Origin of the sequence: Aquimarina sp. AU58, from assembly GCF_900312745.1 — a bacterium.
GTDB lineage: Bacteria > Bacteroidota > Bacteroidia > Flavobacteriales > Flavobacteriaceae > Aquimarina > Aquimarina spinulae.
This window is the reverse complement of the sequence record NZ_OMPD01000014.1, coordinates 360,854-378,784: the sequence shown is the minus strand read 5'-3', so window position 1 is coordinate 378,784 and position 17,931 is coordinate 360,854. Positions and strand designations below refer to the sequence as shown.

The 17,931-nt window shown below is 31.7% G+C and carries 19 protein-coding genes and 1 tRNA gene; 11 read left to right on the top strand and 9 right to left on the bottom strand.

The window, feature by feature from the left end; genetic code table 11:
• Nucleotides 1-8: 8 nt before the first annotated feature.
• Both DK441_RS13370 and DK441_RS13365 read right to left on the bottom strand, forming a co-directional pair.
• Nucleotides 9-236: a FeoA family protein gene (locus tag DK441_RS13370; protein ID WP_109851174.1), complete on the bottom strand. Its 228-nt coding sequence runs from the start codon at nucleotides 234-236 to the stop codon at nucleotides 9-11.
• 112 nt (nucleotides 237-348) lie between these two features.
• A complete protein-coding gene (locus DK441_RS13365; protein WP_109851173.1) occupies nucleotides 349-1,020 on the bottom strand; it encodes an SCO family protein in 672 nt (223 codons plus the stop codon).
• A 157-nt stretch (nucleotides 1,021-1,177) separates the two neighbouring features.
• Here DK441_RS13365 and rseP point away from each other — a divergent pair, with 157 nt between their 5' ends.
• The 5 genes from rseP (at nucleotide 1,178) to DK441_RS13345 (ending at nucleotide 7,728) form a co-directional block, all read left to right on the top strand.
• Nucleotides 1,178-2,494, top strand: coding sequence for an RIP metalloprotease RseP (gene rseP, locus DK441_RS13360; RefSeq protein ID WP_109851172.1), 1,317 nt, complete (start codon nucleotides 1,178-1,180; stop codon nucleotides 2,492-2,494).
• 230 nt (nucleotides 2,495-2,724) lie between these two features.
• On the top strand, nucleotides 2,725-2,892 hold the full coding sequence (locus DK441_RS26595; RefSeq protein ID WP_159099235.1) for a hypothetical protein: 168 nt from the start codon (nucleotides 2,725-2,727) through the stop codon (nucleotides 2,890-2,892).
• A gap of 246 nt (nucleotides 2,893-3,138) precedes the next feature.
• A tRNA-Asn gene (locus tag DK441_RS13355) sits at nucleotides 3,139-3,212 on the top strand.
• Between the two features lie 284 nt (nucleotides 3,213-3,496).
• Complete coding sequence (locus DK441_RS13350) at nucleotides 3,497-4,804, top strand: hypothetical protein (RefSeq protein ID WP_109851171.1); 1,308 nt, start codon at nucleotides 3,497-3,499, stop codon at nucleotides 4,802-4,804.
• Between the two features lie 446 nt (nucleotides 4,805-5,250).
• Complete coding sequence (locus DK441_RS13345; RefSeq protein WP_160112089.1) at nucleotides 5,251-7,728, top strand: FG-GAP-like repeat-containing protein; 2,478 nt, start codon at nucleotides 5,251-5,253, stop codon at nucleotides 7,726-7,728.
• Between the two features lie 114 nt (nucleotides 7,729-7,842).
• Here DK441_RS13345 and DK441_RS13340 read toward each other — a convergent pair whose 3' ends face one another.
• The 7 genes from DK441_RS13340 to DK441_RS13320 form a co-directional block, all read right to left on the bottom strand.
• Nucleotides 7,843-8,415: a Crp/Fnr family transcriptional regulator gene (locus tag DK441_RS13340; protein ID WP_109851169.1), complete on the bottom strand. Its 573-nt coding sequence runs from the start codon at nucleotides 8,413-8,415 to the stop codon at nucleotides 7,843-7,845.
• Between the two features lie 167 nt (nucleotides 8,416-8,582).
• Complete coding sequence (locus DK441_RS26590; RefSeq protein WP_160112088.1) at nucleotides 8,583-8,738, bottom strand: hypothetical protein; 156 nt, start codon at nucleotides 8,736-8,738, stop codon at nucleotides 8,583-8,585.
• A gap of 292 nt (nucleotides 8,739-9,030) precedes the next feature.
• Nucleotides 9,031-9,198, bottom strand: coding sequence for a class I lanthipeptide (locus DK441_RS27270; protein ID WP_200822852.1), 168 nt, complete (start codon nucleotides 9,196-9,198; stop codon nucleotides 9,031-9,033).
• Between the two features lie 120 nt (nucleotides 9,199-9,318).
• A complete protein-coding gene (locus tag DK441_RS13335; protein ID WP_109851168.1) occupies nucleotides 9,319-11,031 on the bottom strand; it encodes a tetratricopeptide repeat protein in 1,713 nt (570 codons plus the stop codon).
• A gap of 107 nt (nucleotides 11,032-11,138) precedes the next feature.
• Entirely contained in the window at nucleotides 11,139-11,498 is a 360-nt protein-coding gene (locus DK441_RS13330; protein WP_025665871.1) for a TfoX/Sxy family protein, read from the bottom strand.
• Between the two features lie 2 nt (nucleotides 11,499-11,500).
• Nucleotides 11,501-12,166 carry a DUF2461 domain-containing protein gene (locus DK441_RS13325; protein ID WP_160112087.1) on the bottom strand — a complete coding sequence of 222 codons (666 nt, stop codon included), beginning with the start codon at nucleotides 12,164-12,166 and terminating at the stop codon, nucleotides 11,501-11,503.
• Between the two features lie 94 nt (nucleotides 12,167-12,260).
• The gene (locus DK441_RS13320; protein ID WP_025665873.1) at nucleotides 12,261-12,623 is read right to left on the bottom strand and encodes a VOC family protein; all 363 of its coding nucleotides are present in this window, start codon (nucleotides 12,621-12,623) and stop codon (nucleotides 12,261-12,263) included.
• 92 nt (nucleotides 12,624-12,715) lie between these two features.
• On the opposite strand from DK441_RS13320, the gene DK441_RS13315 reads away from it, so the two are divergent.
• The 6 genes from DK441_RS13315 (at nucleotide 12,716) to DK441_RS13290 (ending at nucleotide 17,918) form a co-directional block, all read left to right on the top strand.
• Nucleotides 12,716-14,107, top strand: coding sequence for a hypothetical protein (locus tag DK441_RS13315; protein WP_109851166.1), 1,392 nt, complete (start codon nucleotides 12,716-12,718; stop codon nucleotides 14,105-14,107).
• A 157-nt stretch (nucleotides 14,108-14,264) separates the two neighbouring features.
• Complete coding sequence (locus DK441_RS13310) at nucleotides 14,265-14,594, top strand: helix-turn-helix transcriptional regulator (protein WP_109851165.1); 330 nt, start codon at nucleotides 14,265-14,267, stop codon at nucleotides 14,592-14,594.
• Nucleotides 14,587-15,045, top strand: coding sequence for an SRPBCC domain-containing protein (locus DK441_RS13305; RefSeq protein WP_109851164.1), 459 nt, complete (start codon nucleotides 14,587-14,589; stop codon nucleotides 15,043-15,045). Before DK441_RS13310 ends, DK441_RS13305 begins: the two co-directional genes overlap by 8 nt.
• Nucleotides 15,046-15,062: 17 nt before the next feature.
• Nucleotides 15,063-15,503 carry a GNAT family N-acetyltransferase gene (locus tag DK441_RS13300; protein ID WP_109851163.1) on the top strand — a complete coding sequence of 147 codons (441 nt, stop codon included), beginning with the start codon at nucleotides 15,063-15,065 and terminating at the stop codon, nucleotides 15,501-15,503.
• A gap of 82 nt (nucleotides 15,504-15,585) precedes the next feature.
• Nucleotides 15,586-16,173, top strand: coding sequence for a helix-turn-helix domain-containing protein (locus DK441_RS13295; protein WP_109851162.1), 588 nt, complete (start codon nucleotides 15,586-15,588; stop codon nucleotides 16,171-16,173).
• Nucleotides 16,174-16,268: 95 nt separating this feature from the next.
• On the top strand, nucleotides 16,269-17,918 hold the full coding sequence (locus DK441_RS13290) for a serine hydrolase domain-containing protein (RefSeq protein WP_109851161.1): 1,650 nt from the start codon (nucleotides 16,269-16,271) through the stop codon (nucleotides 17,916-17,918).
• Nucleotides 17,919-17,931: the final 13 nt, after the last annotated feature.

Sequence of the window (17,931 nt, the reverse complement as noted above, 5' to 3'; positions counted from 1 at the left end):
ATTGCTATTTAAATAATTTGAACTTCAATTTGGGCTGCAATTTCTTTACGGATGGCAAGATGGCTACCATTTATATTAAGATACATTGGACATTGAAAAGGAGCTGTCTGAAGTAATTCGACCTCATTTCCTGGTAAACATCCCATTTCTAATAATTTTAGAGGAATAATATCTGAAGTAATCTCCTTAATCAAAGCACGCTGACCTTTCTTAAGTGTAGCAATTGTAGTCTTCAAAGTTTATTTAGATTAATTTTAAACTAAGCAAAAATAGTGTAAAAAATCGTATTGAAAAAGCCAAAGTTTCAAAATAAGGGTAATAAAAACCATATCTCTGAGAAATTCTTGGTTATTTACCTTCATTCTTTAAAATAGCAATATCTTCTATCAACCGATCAATATCTTCTGGATTGGTCCCATCATAAAATCCTCGAATACGCTTCTTTTTATCTACAAGAATAAAGTTTTCGGTATGTACCATATCATATGGCCCACCATCTCCATCAGATTTTGCTGCCAAATAGGATTTACGCGCCAAATCATAGATTTGTTTTTTATCTCCGGTAACCAAGTTCCATTTGGCATCATCCACTCCTTTTTCGATAGCATATTTTTTTAACCTCGCAACACTATCTATTGTTGGAGTTACAGAATGCGAGAGCAAAAGCACATCGCCATCATCTCTTAAGCGTTCCTGTACCTCCTTCATATGCCCTGTCATAATAGGACAAATTGTTTGGCAAGTGGTAAAGAAAAAGTCTGCCACATAAATCTTATCCTCATAATTTTTCTGGGTTACTTCTTCTCCATTTTGATTGGTTAGTTTAAAATCCGGAATTTTATGATATTTGCGAATATACTGCACTGTACTATCTACCAATTCTGTATTCACCATATCAGGTTCATACACTGGTAAAACTCGATTGGGTTTAAGAATTGAATATATTATGGAAATAATAATTGCAGATAATACAAAAAGTACAATTGCAAAAAATTTATATTTAGAAAAAAACTGAAGCATAGTGACTTATTATTCCTGCAAAATTACAAGGATTATCACTTATAAAAAGGTCATTTTCATTAAAAAAATCCTAAATCTACCGAACTGTATGGTAGTTTTTTTTCATATACTCTTCTAAAAGGTTACTTTTGCGTGATTTAATTTTGAACAATGACTTATGAGTCCATTTTTTATAAAAGCAATACAGTTACTATTAAGTTTATCTATTCTGATCGTATTACACGAATTAGGACACTTTATTCCTGCCAAATTATTTAAAACAAGAGTAGAAAAATTCTATTTGTTTTTTGATATAAAATTCTCGCTATTTAAGAAAAAAATAGGTGAAACCGTTTATGGTATTGGTTGGCTACCTCTAGGAGGATATGTTAAAATCGCTGGTATGATAGATGAGAGTATGGATAAAGAACAAATGGCTGGCCCGCCACAACCATGGGAGTTTCGATCTAAACCAGCCTGGCAAAGATTGATTATCATGCTAGGGGGTGTTACGGTAAACATTATCCTTGGATTCTTAATCTATATGGCTATTATATTTACCTGGGGAACCAATTATGTTGGTTTTGATGATATGCCAAACGGTTTTGCGGTAGAAGATTCTTTTAAAAAGTTAGGATTTGAAGACGGAGATCGAATTCTTGAAATAAATGGGAAGACATTAGAAGATGTAACCCAAATCAATCACTATTTGTTTATGCGTGATGTTAAAAACATTAGCGTTTTACATCAAAATGGAAATAAAGAAACAATCCAAGTTCCCGAAAACATAGGAACAACCATGTTTGAATCTGGGGTTTTACGACCTTTTTCTCCTATAAACAAACCTATTATAGATAGTACATATCTTGAAATAGCTGAGAAAGCCGGACTTAAAAAAGGAGATAAAATAACTGAAGTAAACGGAAAACCTATACAATATTGGCATGAGTTTAGAAAAACAATTCAAGAAAGTAAAGGCACTCCTATTGCTATAAATTATGTAAGAAACAATGAGACCAATTCTACTTCGATAACTCCAAACGAAGATGGGTTAATTGGTGTTGTAGTTAAAAATGGTTATAAGATTCAGGAAAAAAAATATTCTTTCGGAGAAAGTATTACCAAAGGTTTTGATTTTGGATATTGGACTTTACATGATTATATAGCACAGTTTAAATATGTATTTACTAAAAAAGGAGCTAGTCAGGTAGGTGGATTTGGTGCGATCGGAAATCTTTTCCCCGATGCCTGGAATTGGAGAGCTTTTTGGGGAACCACAGCCTTTATTTCAATTATTTTGGCATTTATGAATATCCTTCCTATCCCGGCATTAGATGGTGGCCATGTAATGTTTTTATTATACGAAATTATTGCAGGTAGAAAACCCAATGATAAGTTTATGGAGTATGCACAACTTGCTGGCTTTATTCTTCTTATCGCTCTATTGCTATTTGCTAACGGTAATGATATTTACCGGGCAATTTTTGATAAATAGTAAAACTTAAGATAAATGGAGGCTTCAAACCCTTCTAACAAGAGATAAAAATCAAGTCAATAAACCAGATCCAGTGGTTTATTGACTTAATTTTTTTACCCCCTAATGTAAACAGTTTCTTTCATTTTTTAGATAGCGTCTCACAATTTGAGACCAATGCATATTAGTTTTACATCAGTTATCGATCAAAAGATAGCTTAAAAATAATGTATCATTAAATCAATTAAAAAATGAAAAACCTAATCGAATTAACAAGTTTAGAAGCGAAACGTATTAATGGTGGTACTGAGCCACATTCTACAAATGTATATGATGATGGAACTGGTGGTGGATGTATTCCTCCATTTTTCCCTCAATTTCCTAAACCATTTCCAGAAGGAGAGCCTATTTTATTTTAAACGATTCTTATCTGGGATAAAAAATAAGAAGTAAGTTTCTTATTTAACAAAAATCGCGTTAAAAACCTCAACTACAAACATATAGTTGAGGTTTTTAATAAAACAAGCATTAATAAACGAAATAATATTTGCCAAATACTGAATAAATAACCTGAAAAAATCAAAAAAATCTTTTTGAGATATAAAAAATAGTATATATTTGCACTCGCAAAAAGAGAAAAACATTCTATATTTGCAAAAATAAATTCCTCCTTAGCTCAGTTGGTTAGAGCATTTGACTGTTAATCAAAGGGTCCTTGGTTCGAGCCCAAGAGGGGGAGCAAAAGTCCAGCAGAAATGTTGGACTTTTTTGTGTTTATATAATAAATAAGCTATGCTTACTTTTCCTAGTCTTGTAAAGCATAAAGCAATTTGATTCTGATTATTTTTGTAAGATAAAATATAGAGTATTACCTAAAAAAGGGGTAAACCCCTCTTGATTTAAGAAAATTTATTTATCAATTTTATAAAACCTCACAAGTCTTATTATACTTTCTAGTTAATTGAGTTCTCAAAATTGTTTTCGGTTAATTTTCACAGAGTATATTTTAAATTGCACGCAACTATGAAAACCATTATATTAAAATTAAAGTTCTATTACATTAAAATAGCAATTATTAGCATTTTATTTAGTAGTAGTTCCTGCATAAAAAAAAATCAAAATAATGATCCTAATAACAAAGCCCCAAATCCTTTTAAATTAGTTAGTGTAAAAAACAAATCATTGAATATAGAAAGAACTCCTGTACTAGTTTGGGAACAAGCGATTGATCCTGATGGAGATAAAATATATTATGATGTATACCTTAGTGAAGATTCTAATAATTTCCCAACAATACCAATTGCTTTCGAACTAACAAAAAATGAAGTAAAACTACCTTTACTGCCTATATACACAAAAGTATTTTGGAAAGTCACAGCAAAAGATAAAAAAGGAGGAATAACCGATAGTAATATTTATTTTTTTACAACTCGAAACCTTAAAACCAACATTAATTACATTAATTCTCCAGGTGAATTTCCTGCAAGAAATAGGCATAAACTAATTAAATTTGATAATAAACTGTGGATCATTGGTGGAGACATAATTCGTCGTGAAGAAAATTTTCTTGAACAACCTTGTGATATTTGGACTTCAACAGATGGTGAATACTGGAATAAGGTAACGACTCGTATTCCTTTTAATAATTCTATAAGCATACAAGCTATAGTTTTTCGAAATAAATTGATTGTAATAGGAAAATTTGAAGTTAATGGTATAAGAAACGTAATTCAATTTTGGTCGACTAAAGATGGTGTAAATTGGAATTTAATTACTCCGAATATTGGTCTTTATGGTAATGATATTACCCCTCTGGTATTTCAAGATAAATTATGGGTTATTCATAATGGGTATCGAGAAGTGAAAATTTGGAATAGCTCAGATACAATGAATTGGGTTTTACAACAAGATTCACCACAATTTAGTACCAAAATTAGCCATTCTGATTTCCTAGTTTATAAAGATAAAATTTGGTTAATAGGAGGACAGAAAGGCTTAACAAATGATAATGAAGTATGGAACAGTACTGATGGTATCAAGTGGGAATTAGTTACCAAAAATCCTGGTTATAAACCTCGGTGGAAACATGCAACGGTTATTTATGATTACAAAATGTGGATTATTGGCGGTGAGTCTACAAATTCCGAAAGGTTGTATGACATGTGGTTCTCAAGGGATGGAATCTTTTGGAAAAATGCAACAAATAACACCCCTTTTAAACATATATTTAATACTCAAGCTATAAATCATCTGGATAAACTATACATTGTAGGAGGTGCTAGATCTAGGGTTATTAATAGTCAAACGAATCAGGTATGGGCGTTTGATTAAAAAGTACTCACGAATATAAACTAGAGTATTATTAAAAAAGCAATCTTCTCAGGATTTAATTTATTATTTCAAAAATCGTTTTTGAAGCTCGAAAAAACAACCGATTCCTGCTTTTTTGGTTAATACAAAAATATAAAACAGGGTATTAACATAATATTATCTTGTTAAAGAAAAACTAAATTACTAATTTTGCACTCAACTGTATTATACATATAAAATTACTTACTTTCCCCCCTCTTGGTAATGGTAATACAGTACTTCTTAAAACCACAGACCGAGAGAACATAAAATGTCTCTAAATTAAATTGCCCCTATTATCTCCATAATTGGTTTGCAGAGATGTGCTGCCATTTAAAATTATTAATTGACTATGGTATATACAAAAAGTATATATCATAATGATGTGTATTATAAGATTTAGAGATCAACTATTTAAAACTATAGTTATGAAAAAACTATTACTTATTTGTTTACTTTTTCATTTGGGGAATCAATTAATGCTTGCGCAAGCAGATTATATAAGCTGGGAGTTTAGAGGAGGAAGAATTCTCTCTAATCCTGATGGTAGTGGTTCTACACGTCCTGGACCCGAACCTGCTGGATTATATGGCCCGGGAGGAGCTACAGAAATACCTACTTCAGATGGGCGTCTTCCTTCTGCTATACTGGTAGATCTTGACAATGACAATGATCTTGATTTTATTTCCGGAAGCCAAAGAGGATCTATTCATTACTTCGAAAATACGGGTACAGCTACAGCTCCCTATTGGGTTCTGGCATCAATACCTACTTTAGATACTATAAAAATACATGCCAGTAGCTCTGCGAGAAATCAAAATAGACCGCAATTGGCAGATATTGATGATGATGGAGATCTGGATCTATTTATTGGATCTCAATATAATTATGAAGGCTTAACAGATGATGATATTCGATTTTATAGGAATATTGGCACTAAAGAAGTACCGGTATTTGAATATGCTCCAGATTGTTTACCTGGGCTTCTGGATCAAGATATCGCAGAATTTCCAGGTTTAGGGTTTGTAGATCTTGATAATGACACAGATCTCGATTTAGTAGCATTGGGAGGTGATAAGCTAACATACTATAAAAATATAGGCACCAAAGAAAATCCTAATTTTGAATTACAATCTGAAGCGGATAGCCCCTGGGATGATGAAAGTGCATATACTAATATGGATGTACCCATACCTGTATTTGAAGATTTTGACAAAGATGGGGATTATGATATGTATTTTATGATTGACACAGGTTTCGTGAGGTGGATAGAAAACACTGGAACAGCTACAAATCCTCATTTCTCGACTTCTCAAAAGACTATGGATGGAGAATTAACTAATGCCGATATAGGAGATTTTCCTACTGTTGATTTTGGCGATGTAAATGGAGATGGTTTAAAAGATGCTATTTTAGCAAATTTTAATGCCCCTAGATTTGCCTGGTTTAGACAAGTTCCTGTATGTATACCACCAACCATATCAACTATTACAGCAACACCTGTTACTTGTGAAGGAGAAACCTCTACCATAACTATTACCGGTAATCTTAATATCGCCTCTACATGGTCGATATATACTGATTCTTGCGGAGGTACTCTTATAGGCACAACAAAGACTAATACATCGACCTTTGAGGTCACCCCCACCGCACCAAGCACCACTTATTATATCAGAGGAGAAGATGATGGTATCTCTTGCATTGACGAGACAACAGCTACCTGTACGACGATTACTATTGTAGTTAACGCCATCGATGATCCAAGTTTTAACTATAGCTCAAGTAATTATTGCAAAGGAGATACTAATCCTACACCTTCGATTTCGGGATTGACTGGTGGTGTATTCTCTAGTACAATAGGATTAAGCATTGATCCTAATACCGGAACAATCGATATTGCCGCCAGCACAACAGGATCTCACACTATAACCTATACAACTACGGGAACCTGTCCCAATTCTAGTGATGTTGTTGTAGATATCATCGAATTGGACGATCCAGGTTTTAACTATAGTTCAAGTAATTATTGCAAAGAAGATGCTAACCCTACCCCCTCGATTTCGGGATTAGCTGGAGGAGTATTTTCTAGTACATCAGGATTAAGCATTGATCCTAATACCGGAACAATCGATATTGCTACCAGTACAACAGGGTCTTATACTGTAACATATACAACCAAGGGAACCTGTCCCAATTCTAATGATGTAGTCGTAAATATTACTCAATTAGATAATTCTGCTTTCAGTTTTGATGATTTGACCTATTGTCCTGATGCAAATAATCCCATACCGACAATAACCGGGGTAGAAGGAGGAACATTTAGTTCAACATCGGGATTAAGTATTAATGAAATTTCTGGAGAAATTAATATCCAGAAATCTATACCTGGAACCCATACCGTAACCTATACCACATTAGGCACATGTGCTACCTCTAGCATGGTAGACATAACCATAAACGCATTACCAGATGTAACAATAACAAATAATTCACTAACTTATACAGCCATTCAAACAGATGCAACATATCAGTGGGTTAATTGTGAAACAAATCAACCTATATCTGGAGAAACAAATCAATCATTTACGGCGTCTGAAAATGGCTCATATGCTGTTGATATTACACAAAATGGTTGTACAACCAGATCCTCTTGTATTGTATTAGACACTATTGTTTCACAACAAGAAGATACAATATCTACCTTTAAACTATATCCTAATCCAACTGATGGAGTTGTAAATCTTACGATTACTGTAAAAAAAGTTTCTGTATATAATTACTACGGAAGAAAAGTATTTGAAACCTCTAACTCTACTTTTGATATTTCATCTCTTAAATCTGGAGTGTATTTTATGGAGGTTGAAACTAACAAAGGTAGAACTATTAAAAGAATTGTACGTCGATAAGAAAACAGATACAAAACTTAAATCTTAATACAGGACCTCCAAAGAAGAGGTTTTGTATTAAGAAGAATATCATATAATGCATTGTTTTAAAAAATGTATAATATCTAATTCTTTTTAACGATATTTTGCTTTTACCTTACTCACAAACTCTGGTGATAAACCTAAATAAGAAGCGATCATATACTGGGGAACTCTTTGCGAAAACTTCGGATTGCTTAACACAAATTGTTTATATAGATGCTCTCCAGAAAGATTACGAGTATACTTGGTTTTATTGATATGGGCAATGTGAGTTTTTTCGGTGATTATCCTAAATAATCTATCAATTTTAGGAAGTTTAGCAGATAGTTCTTCAAAAGAATCTTGATGTAGCTCTAATATTACTGAATCTTCAATAGTTTGAATAAAATTTTCTGAAGGCCTTTGATTAATTAAGCTATTATAATTTGTAAACCACCATTCATCAATACCAAAATCAAGAATTCGCTCGACTCCTTTTTCATCAATATAATATGACCGCACACATCCTTTTACAATAAAATATCTTGCTTTACAGACTTTTCCTTCTTCTAACACATATTCTTTCTTTTTGAATTTTCTTACCTTAAGATATCGACAAAATAGCTCTATTTCTTCATCAGAAATATCAATATAATTTCTAACATATGCCACTAGGGTAGTAATCATAACCTTATAAATTGTGAGGTTTTTAAAATACTACATCCTTTGCATATTAACAAGGAAAAAGAAAGTTCTATTTTGATGATAAAACTAATAGCACACTCTACAGATTTGCAAACATGCTAAAAAATATTTAACAAAAAAGACTGTCTTTTCAGACAGTCTTATAAATTTCAAAGAATCATATTTAGTACAACATAATCTTTAGTACGGCATGCAAGTCCCATAACCACCATATGGCGATATAGAGCAATACCAATCCCATTCCCCAATTGCTTGGAAGCAATCCCTTCTGGTTCTACATCCAACAGGATGTTGTATCCCTCCATTAATAGTTTCTTGTTGTTTTTTGTTTAATTGCTGAACATCTTTTAAACTTAGAATTTTTGATAACATAACTTATTAGATTTAAATTGAATTATAAAACTTACCTACTCTATTAAAAGGTTTTCGGCTTCCCCCTTTATCAAAACATTATTGTTAACAACACTTTGACTTTCTACTCTAAGGTATAATCTAACAAAGAGAGAGAAAAACATAACTCCCGTATATTAGATAAAATGAGGAGCAAGAAAACACTCGTAACAACCTAAAAAATTGGAATAGTTAAAAAAGGTAAATCTAAAATACGTCACGCCCGCTTTGACAAACGCAAAGACTCTCATGAGTTCCTGTATCTTCATCCGTAACCTCACATTCTCCACCTTTTACCATTCTCATTGCGCTGTGGTTAATTCTGGTAATAGTAATTTTTTTAAGGTCGATCCTTTTGTTTTGATGTTTTTTCATGATCATATTAGTTTAATATTTATAAAATAATATACTTTCTATATAACATCGATCATAATTTGTTATCCTCAATTTAAATAAATTGCGGTAGGAATTAGAAGCTACTTATCTATGAAAATACTATCCTAAGTTTTCGATTTTTTTAATATAATAAGAAGGGTTTAAACCCGTTTTGGATCTAAAATGTTTGGTAAAAGAATTATCGCTTTTATATCCTATTTCTGAAGCAATTGATTTAATCGAAAAAGATCTAAGCTTCTTGTCATTTTTCAATCTTTTTAATACATATTCTATCCTTAAATCATTGATATAATCATTAAAGCTTTTTCCTTTATGTATTTTGATAATTTTTGAAAGGTATGTAGTATTAGTTTTTACTTTTTTGGCCATCGTACTGAGACTACAATCAGATTTCAAAAAATATTCCTGATTTTCTAATCTATCTAACCCCTTTAGCACATTATTGATTTTCTCATCATCGATTATAATCTCCTTAGCACTATCTTTAGATCCTATTATTTCTGTTTTACGTTCAGACTCCAGATTAGATATTTTATCCATCAAATCGTTAAAAATAGTTTTATTCATTTTTTGTTTCCTGTAAAACAACCCTCCAACTACTATCAACGATATTAACAATATCAATACTACAATTATACTATATCTTACTTCTTTTTGTTGTCTATTCTCGAGTTCCTTTATAGTCTCTCCCAGCTCCTGGGTATCCTTATTGTATATTTTATTAACGGTTTTATCCTTTTCGTCCTGAAATTGAGCCTGAAGTATCGTATGTTTATTAAGCCAGTATTTAGATTTTCTCTCATTTCCTATAGCCTCATAACAATCTGCCAGTAGTCGATATGCATCCAAAACTCTATCATTTCTTGAATCTTTTTCTTCTAACAAGTTTAATATTCGATCCAAAGATGTAATTGCCTTTCTGTATGCTCCTTGTTTATAATAACAACGAGCAAGAAAATAATGCAGATTCAGTATAGATTTTTTTTGCTTAATCTTATGAGTATTCACAATATCTTCTACCAGATATAAATACTCGAATGCCTTAGGCAAATCGTTTCTATAAAAAAACACTGCTCCTTTTTTAGTGTTTAAATCAATAGTTCCTATATGATAATTTATAGGCTCACTAAGTCTAATTCCTATTTCTGCATAATAAAGTACAGAATCATATTTCTTTTGATCCATGTATATTTCACTAATAATAGTAATTAGATTGACATGGTTTTTACCATTTTTAAAAGAAGAGTTCTCTGCAAGTTTTAGGGAATGTTTACAAACTTCTAAAGCTTTATCTAATTGTTTCATTCTTCTACGAATCATGGTAATCCCTGAATTTGCAACAATCTCATATTTAATATTTCTATTCTTTTGTGCAATTTCCAAAGCCTTGTAATAGGAATCTAATGCTTTTTGATTTTTCCAATCCTTGAGATAAGAATTGCCAAGTTTTAAATAAATAGCACATAAAAACAGATCGTAGTTCGCTTGCTTTGCCGCCTTTGCTGCATGGTTAAAATAATATGCACTTCTTTCGAAGTTTCCCGTATTGTAAAAAGAAAGTGCTATATAATAATACTCATTAGTCTTGGCGCTATCCTGATTTTTGAGACTAGAAAGTACTAGTTCGTAAATTTTTGCCTCTTCTGGTGTGGATATCTTTATAAATCTTCCTAATTCTTTAGAGGATTTACCAACAAGGCTATCAGGCACTGGAACATCTTTTGTTTGAGCAAACATTCCTGTTGTTAAGAAAACAGATAATCCAACAGAAAAAAATAAGGGTATTAATAAAATTCTTTTAAAAAAAATCATTAGTCCGGATATGATACAACCATCCAAATGTAATAATTACTTTTTTAAGATATCGGGGTCTAGAAAAATAGCCAGAACACAATTAATTTAAGTGATCTTGGTTGATTTTATCTCTTTTTGCTACTCTTTGCAAAAGGGTTAAAATCCAAACATAATTGCACCCAATACTCGAGATCTTCATCCAGATCAAAACCATCGGGTGTAACAAAAACAAAACCTTTCATGGGTCTACCAGTAAAATCCATGGGTTGGCACCCTTCTTTTTTCATAGCTTCTTCGGTTGCATCTATCCCTATTCGTGCCATTAGTAAATCCATTTCCTTTTTCTTGCTAAAATGGATTCCACAACACATTTTATTATCGACCATAAAGCATAGTCCTCCCATCATTTTCTTTTCATAAAAATCTGCCTTTTGTTCTCTAAAAATCTGCCGAATACGATCTGCTATAAATTCATTGTATGCCATAGCTATTGAATTGCTTTTAATAAATATTCATTTACAGGACGCATCGTTTGCCAATATGCCATCATTTCTTCGACCAAGGCATCACTACTAATCAGACCTGGAGCTTCTTCTCCAACAAAGTAGAACTGTTTATTAGCAATTAAAGGTTCCTTTTCACATGCCGCCTGCCATTCTTTGGGGATTCGTTTCATTGTTTCGCCTCTTATTTCTCCAAATTTCTGCACAAAATCCTTATCCTCTAATAAATTCCTAAATGTCTTAGGCGATTTATTAATTGTGGTTCTTATATTATGTAATTGTTCTTTTGACGGGCCAAAACACCCACCCATGACACCTACCATTTCTGGCGAAAAACGTAAAAATATACCCGGGATACTTTTGTCTTTACGCCCTTTACTCGAAATAAAAGCTGTGTAATGTAAGTTATAAGGAGACTTATCTTTAGAGAAACGAATATCTCTATTAATCCTAAGTACACAATTCTTAGGTTCAACCTGTAGTGCCGGATCCAATTTTTGTATTTCCCTTATCATAGTACCAACAAATACCTCAAAAGGTTTTTTCACGCTAGCTTCATATCTTTTTTTGTTTTCATGAAACCAGTCTTTATGATTATTCTTTGCCAACTCTTTAAAAAAAGCCACAAAATCTTCTGTAAAATAGTGCATCAATACAGTAATTAAAATTAGTAAAAACAGAATAAATACCTCTTGCCACATTCAGTCTTTTCACATTACTTAATGTGACAAGAGATACAAAATGCTACTTCATAGAATGGAAAGCCACTCTATTTCCTTCGGTATCCAGGAAAATCGCCATATATCCATTTTCTCCCAGTGAAGTTTTCGGCATTAAAATCTTCCCACCTGCTTTTTCTACCCTAGCCAAAGGAATAGATAAATCATCACCTCCATTAAGATAAGCAAATGTACCTTCTTGTGAAGGTTTATTACCATTACCATGAGTAATACAACCTCCTACACCTCCATCTTTATACGGAAAAAAAGCCATTTTAAAATCCATCTCCATAGGTTGCAGTTCGGCTTCTAAAAGCACATTATAAAATTGTATTGCTCTTTCAAAATTAGTGCTTGGTATTTCAAACCAGCTAATTGCATTTGACATGATATTATAATTTATTGGTTTCTAATATCTCAAAGGTAGGTGATCCTATGTGTCAAAAAAATTATACTTTTACAAAAACATAGGTTTCTAAAATGAAGAAAAACGAAGAATTATTTTACCTTATCCAATCATTGAGTAAAAGCGAAAAGCGATATTTTAAATTAAGTACACAAGGAAATGAATCTTCAGAATACTTAAATCTTTTTGATGCAATAGAAGCTCAAAAAGAATATGATGAAGCACAAATTAAAGCTCTTTTTAAAGACAAAGCATTTGTAACACAATTAACGACAATAAAAAACTATCTAAAACAGCGTATTCTTCAATCGCTAAGGAATTATCACTCTAGAATTTCAAAAAACGCAGAGCTTATAGACATTATTCGCAATGTAGAAATTCTATTTCATAAAGGCCAGTATACCATTTGTTTAAGCGAATTAAATCGGGCCGAAAAAAAAGCAAAAAACTTTCAACAAGATGTTTTACTTTTTCATATCCAAGATTGGAAAAGAAAAGTGCACCAAGCATTATATCCCCAGGATTTTGAAACATTTAAAACTATTATTCAAAAACAAAAAGAAACACTCGAATCTACGAATGAATATATCAGTCTTTTATTAGCCAATATAGACCCCACTCAATTCTCATTATCACACAAAAAAAGTGTTTCGTTACAAAACAAAACCCTTAAAACACTGCATAAATACAGAAAACAACTCCTTGCCAAACATACTGATAAAGCAAAACAAACTCTAGAAGATCTCATCAAAGAATGGGAACAAAATCCTGAATTGCTAAAAGAATACTTTGCTATGTATTTTTCTGTAAACAATAATCTTCTTGGTTTTCTTGTATTTAAAAAACAATATAAAGAGGCTTTTGTAAGAATCTTACTGTTAAAACAAAAAGCACTTGCTATCGGGACTACCTCTGCAGCTTTGATTAAAGAAAAACTAAGACTCTATAACATAGAACTTGAAATTCACAGGAATCTAAAAGAACTACATACCACTCACGAAATTATTGATGAGATTCAAAATTTTATTGAGCTACATAAAACTCTTGTCCCCAATAATTATTGGCTATCTTTTCGTTTTCAGTTTGCAAATATTTACTTCTTAAAAAAAGATAACAAAAAAGCATTACAATGGATCAATGATATCCTTAATCATCAAACCAAAAAAGATCGAAAAGATCTAATCACCTATACCTATTGGCTAAATCTACTGGTTCACTATGAGCTTGGTAATGGGTTTACGCTGAGATATTTGATAAACTCTATGAAAAAGCATCTCAAAAAACAGAAAAACATAGTTTTCTATGAAAAAATCGTGCTAAAGTTTTTATCAAAAACTGTCGAATATGATGTTATAGAGAAAAGAAAAGCTTTTGCAGTACTTAAAGAACAACTTGAGGAACATCCAATTCCTAATCATATACTAGGATATGTTGATTTTAAAGAATGGATGAATAGAAATTGCTAACTTCTTAAGAAAAATCAAAATTTTAAAATGATTATCACATTATCCTAACTATCCCTTTTTCTTAGCAAATTCTATTCGTTAACTACAATTTCTTGTAAAAAAATTGCGTAACCGAATGATTACGCTTATATTTGTAACCAACCAGTTACCTAAAATCATGAGAAGAGATGTCTTTCAAGCAATAGCTGACCCTGTTAGAAGAGAAATTATAGAGTTACTGGCAGACGAAACATTAACCGTAAATACGGTAGCCCAAAAATTTGATGTTAGTCGTCCTGCAATTTCAAAACACTTAAAAATCCTGAAAGAATGTGGAATAATAACCATTAACAAACAAGGTAGAGAGCGATTTTGCCAAATCCAACCTAAAAACCTTATCCCCGCTTTCTTATGGATAGAACAATATCGAAATCTGTGGGAAGACAGACTCGATTCTTTCGAGAATTATTTAACCAAATTACAAACAAAAAATAAAGAAAATGAGTAATCAAAGTGAAGCAAACAATCGAACCGTAACCCTAAAAAGAACCTTTAATGCACCTATAAAATTAGTTTGGGAAGCCTGGACTCACTCCGAACACATTGCTCAATGGTGGGGACCAAAAGGAATGAACACAAAAGTAATTGAACATGATTTTAGAGTTGGTGGTAAGTGGAAATACGCTATGCAAATGCCAGACGGAAACGAATTCATTTCTGATGGGGTGTATTTAGAAATTGTTGAGCTCGAAAAAATATGCTCATCTGCAAACTTCAAACCCATGACCGAAGGTGTAGAAATACAAGCTCTATTTGAGGAAAATGGAGATAAAACTAATTTTACTTTTAATGTGATACATCCAACAGAAGAATATTGTGAGCAACAAACAAAAATGGGTATCATGAATGGTTGGGGTTCTGTTTTTGATAGACTTGGAGAATTCCTTGAAGAAAAATAACATTTTTTTTAAACGATATGCCTGAAGAAATTAAAATAAGAGAATTACGAAAATCTGATGCATTTTCAATAGCTGAACTTTCCGTACAACTTGGCTATCAAATTGATGAATCTCTAATTAAAAAACAGATCATTTCAATAAATTCTAATAAAGATCATTTTGCATTTGTAGCTGTTTTAAATACAATAGTTATTGGATATATACATGGGTTTATTTCGATTAGATTAACATCTTCTCCCTTTTTAGAAGTCGGAGGGCTTATCGTTAGTGAAAAATACAGAAGGAATAGAATCGCTAGTACTTTGGTCAGGCATCTAGAAAATCACGTTAATGATTATAAAACTATCAGGGTAAGATGTAATGTAAAAAGAAAATCTGCTCACAAGTTTTATCTAAATCAGAATTTTATTGAGAAAAAAGAACAAAAAATATTTGAACGAACATCAGATAAACCTTAAATTAAACTGCTTAGAATTAAAAAAAGTCACTTCAAAACCTATGTTTTTGATACAAGAACATAAGGAGACTTAAAACAACACCATGGATACAATAACTGTAAAAGAAAAAGTTAAAGAAGCTCGTTTGGCCAAAGGTTTATCTCAAGAAGCATTAGCCGAAATGTCAAATATTTCTCTAAGAACCATACAGCGAATTGAAAAAGGTTCTGTTACACCACGTCTTTTTACGCTACAAACGCTAGCAAAAAAACTAGATATAGATATTTCTAATTTGACCGTTAAAAAACCCAACATACAGAATTTAGCAAATGAAATATCTATTCTTAAAAAAATGAATTTATCTATTCTAGCGACATTAATTATCCCTTTAGGTAATATCATTATTCCGCTTATGATTTGGAAACTAAACGGAACATTAAAAGATTTAAAACACTTAGGAGGTAAAATAATTAGTTTTCAAATCATTTGGACAGTAGCTACCGTATTCTCCTTCTTTTTAGTCGTTTTCCTTAATAACCTTATCACAGGAAATGCTGGAAACGGACTCTACATCGCTTTAATCGTTTACTTATTCTGTTTAGCAATTAACATTTTTATCATCGCTGAAAACACCATTCGGTTAAATAATAAAAACATTCTTACCATGTCATTTATACCTAATTTCTTATAGTTAGCAATAAATGGCATAAGAATGTCATAGTTCTGACATAATACATCCTCCTTCACTCCTATACATTTGTTTCGAATAATCAAAATGAAACAAATATGATTCATCAATCATCATTAAAACCAATTCGTGTACTACTATTTATAGTAATTATAACCCTCTTTTTTAATTCATGCAGTGATTCTCCAAAATCACTAGATGCGCTAATGCAAGAGTATTCTGAAAATGGAAGAAAAAAAATCAGTAGTCCTTTTAACGGAGTTGTTCTGGTTGCAAAAAAAGGGAAAATAACCTTTAAAAAAGCTTATGGACTAAAAGATCGAGAACAAAATATACCAAATACTGTAGATACCAAATTCCCAATTGGATCAATAACCAAACAGTTTACAGCGATGTTAGTAATGCAACTGGTTGAAGAAGGTGTTATAAAGTTAGAAGGTACTGTATCAACATATTTACCTTATTTCCCAAAAGAATTAGGTAATAAAATAACAATTCATCAGTTATTATCGCATACTTCTGGATTACCACATTATGAAGGTATTTTAAAAACTGGAATAACTCAAGACGCTTTTATATCTACTGCTTATACTCCCAGAGAATTGGCAATACTAGTAGGGAAAGTAAAACTAGCCTATACACCAGGGACAACATTTTATTATAGTAGCTTAGGGTATATGCTCTTAGGAGCTATTTTGGAAGAAGTTTCAAAAAAACCCTTTTCAGAATTACTTGAAACAAAAATAACAAAACCTTTAGGGCTAAAAAACACCGGATATGAAACTAATGAATTTATAAAAAATGAAACTGCAAAAGGTTATTCTTTTATTGAAGATGAAACCTTTCGTATGATTTTTATGAAATATGGAGGAAACTTTAATAATGTACCGTTTAGAGATCAGTCTAATATATATGCTACCGGAGGGATACACTCTACAGTAGATGATTTATTTATTTGGAGCGAAGCAATTAGGACAAACAAATTATTATCTGCTGCCTATACCAAGAAAATGTTAACCCCAAATAAGCATGGCTATTGTTATGGTTGGATTCGCAATTGGGATGATCTAATAGAAAGAAACACCAAGATAAAAATGTATACTCATGGTGGCGCTCTTCATGGTCATCGCTCATCAATAAACATATTTGATGATGGTACAACAATTATATTTCTCTCGAATGTAAGTCCAATTAAAGACAGAGAGATAATACATCAACTATATCTAACAGCGCATGGTCTTGAAGATATTTATAAAATGAAAGGATACCCAGACAGAAGTTCTTTAAATGAGTTTAAAAAAAATGGAGGTATTAAAGCATTGAATAGTTATTTTGAAAAACTATCTGAGTTATGTGGCTATAAAGTGTTACCATCAGAAACTTCTATTGGACATATTATGTACCTCTATTACCAAAATGGAAATCAGAGAATTGCAGACAGTTTAAAACAGTCTTTTTTTAAAAATTATAAACCCACTGAGCATTCTATAAATAGATTAGGTTATAAATTTCTTGATGATAATTGTGAATTAGCAATTGAGTTTTTTAAAGAAAATACAAAACGATATCCTAGTTCACCAAATGTATGGGATAGCTTAGGCGAAGGTTTTTTAGTGTGTGAAAGTTATAATGAAGCAATTACTTCTTATTCAAAAGCAATTGAATTAGGAGAAAAAACAAATCACCGTAACGTGAAATTATTTAAAGAAAATTTACAACATGCAAAAAGAAAATTAAGAACTAAATGATATGAATCAAATT

Coding starts and splice junctions, on each gene's coding strand:
- DK441_RS13345 (WP_160112089.1), top strand. CDS start 5,251: ATGAAAAAACTATTACTTATTTGTTTACTTTTTCATTTGGGGAATCAA.
- DK441_RS26595 (WP_159099235.1), top strand. CDS start 2,725: ATGAAAAACCTAATCGAATTAACAAGTTTAGAAGCGAAACGTATTAAT.
- DK441_RS13350 (WP_109851171.1), top strand. CDS start 3,497: ATGAAAACCATTATATTAAAATTAAAGTTCTATTACATTAAAATAGCA.
- DK441_RS13340 (WP_109851169.1), bottom strand. CDS start 8,415: ATGATTACTACCCTAGTGGCATATGTTAGAAATTATATTGATATTTCT.
- DK441_RS26590 (WP_160112088.1), bottom strand. CDS start 8,738: ATGGAGGGATACAACATCCTGTTGGATGTAGAACCAGAAGGGATTGCT.
- DK441_RS13335 (WP_109851168.1), bottom strand. CDS start 11,031: ATGATTTTTTTTAAAAGAATTTTATTAATACCCTTATTTTTTTCTGTT.
- DK441_RS13325 (WP_160112087.1), bottom strand. CDS start 12,166: ATGCACTATTTTACAGAAGATTTTGTGGCTTTTTTTAAAGAGTTGGCA.
- DK441_RS27270 (WP_200822852.1), bottom strand. CDS start 9,198: ATGAAAAAACATCAAAACAAAAGGATCGACCTTAAAAAAATTACTATT.
- DK441_RS13305 (WP_109851164.1), top strand. CDS start 14,587: ATGAGTAATCAAAGTGAAGCAAACAATCGAACCGTAACCCTAAAAAGA.
- DK441_RS13290 (WP_109851161.1), top strand. CDS start 16,269: ATGATTCATCAATCATCATTAAAACCAATTCGTGTACTACTATTTATA.
- rseP (WP_109851172.1), top strand. CDS start 1,178: ATGAGTCCATTTTTTATAAAAGCAATACAGTTACTATTAAGTTTATCT.
- DK441_RS13295 (WP_109851162.1), top strand. CDS start 15,586: ATGGATACAATAACTGTAAAAGAAAAAGTTAAAGAAGCTCGTTTGGCC.
- DK441_RS13365 (WP_109851173.1), bottom strand. CDS start 1,020: ATGCTTCAGTTTTTTTCTAAATATAAATTTTTTGCAATTGTACTTTTT.
- DK441_RS13300 (WP_109851163.1), top strand. CDS start 15,063: ATGCCTGAAGAAATTAAAATAAGAGAATTACGAAAATCTGATGCATTT.
- DK441_RS13320 (WP_025665873.1), bottom strand. CDS start 12,623: ATGTCAAATGCAATTAGCTGGTTTGAAATACCAAGCACTAATTTTGAA.
- DK441_RS13330 (WP_025665871.1), bottom strand. CDS start 11,498: ATGGCATACAATGAATTTATAGCAGATCGTATTCGGCAGATTTTTAGA.
- DK441_RS13310 (WP_109851165.1), top strand. CDS start 14,265: ATGAGAAGAGATGTCTTTCAAGCAATAGCTGACCCTGTTAGAAGAGAA.
- DK441_RS13315 (WP_109851166.1), top strand. CDS start 12,716: ATGAAGAAAAACGAAGAATTATTTTACCTTATCCAATCATTGAGTAAA.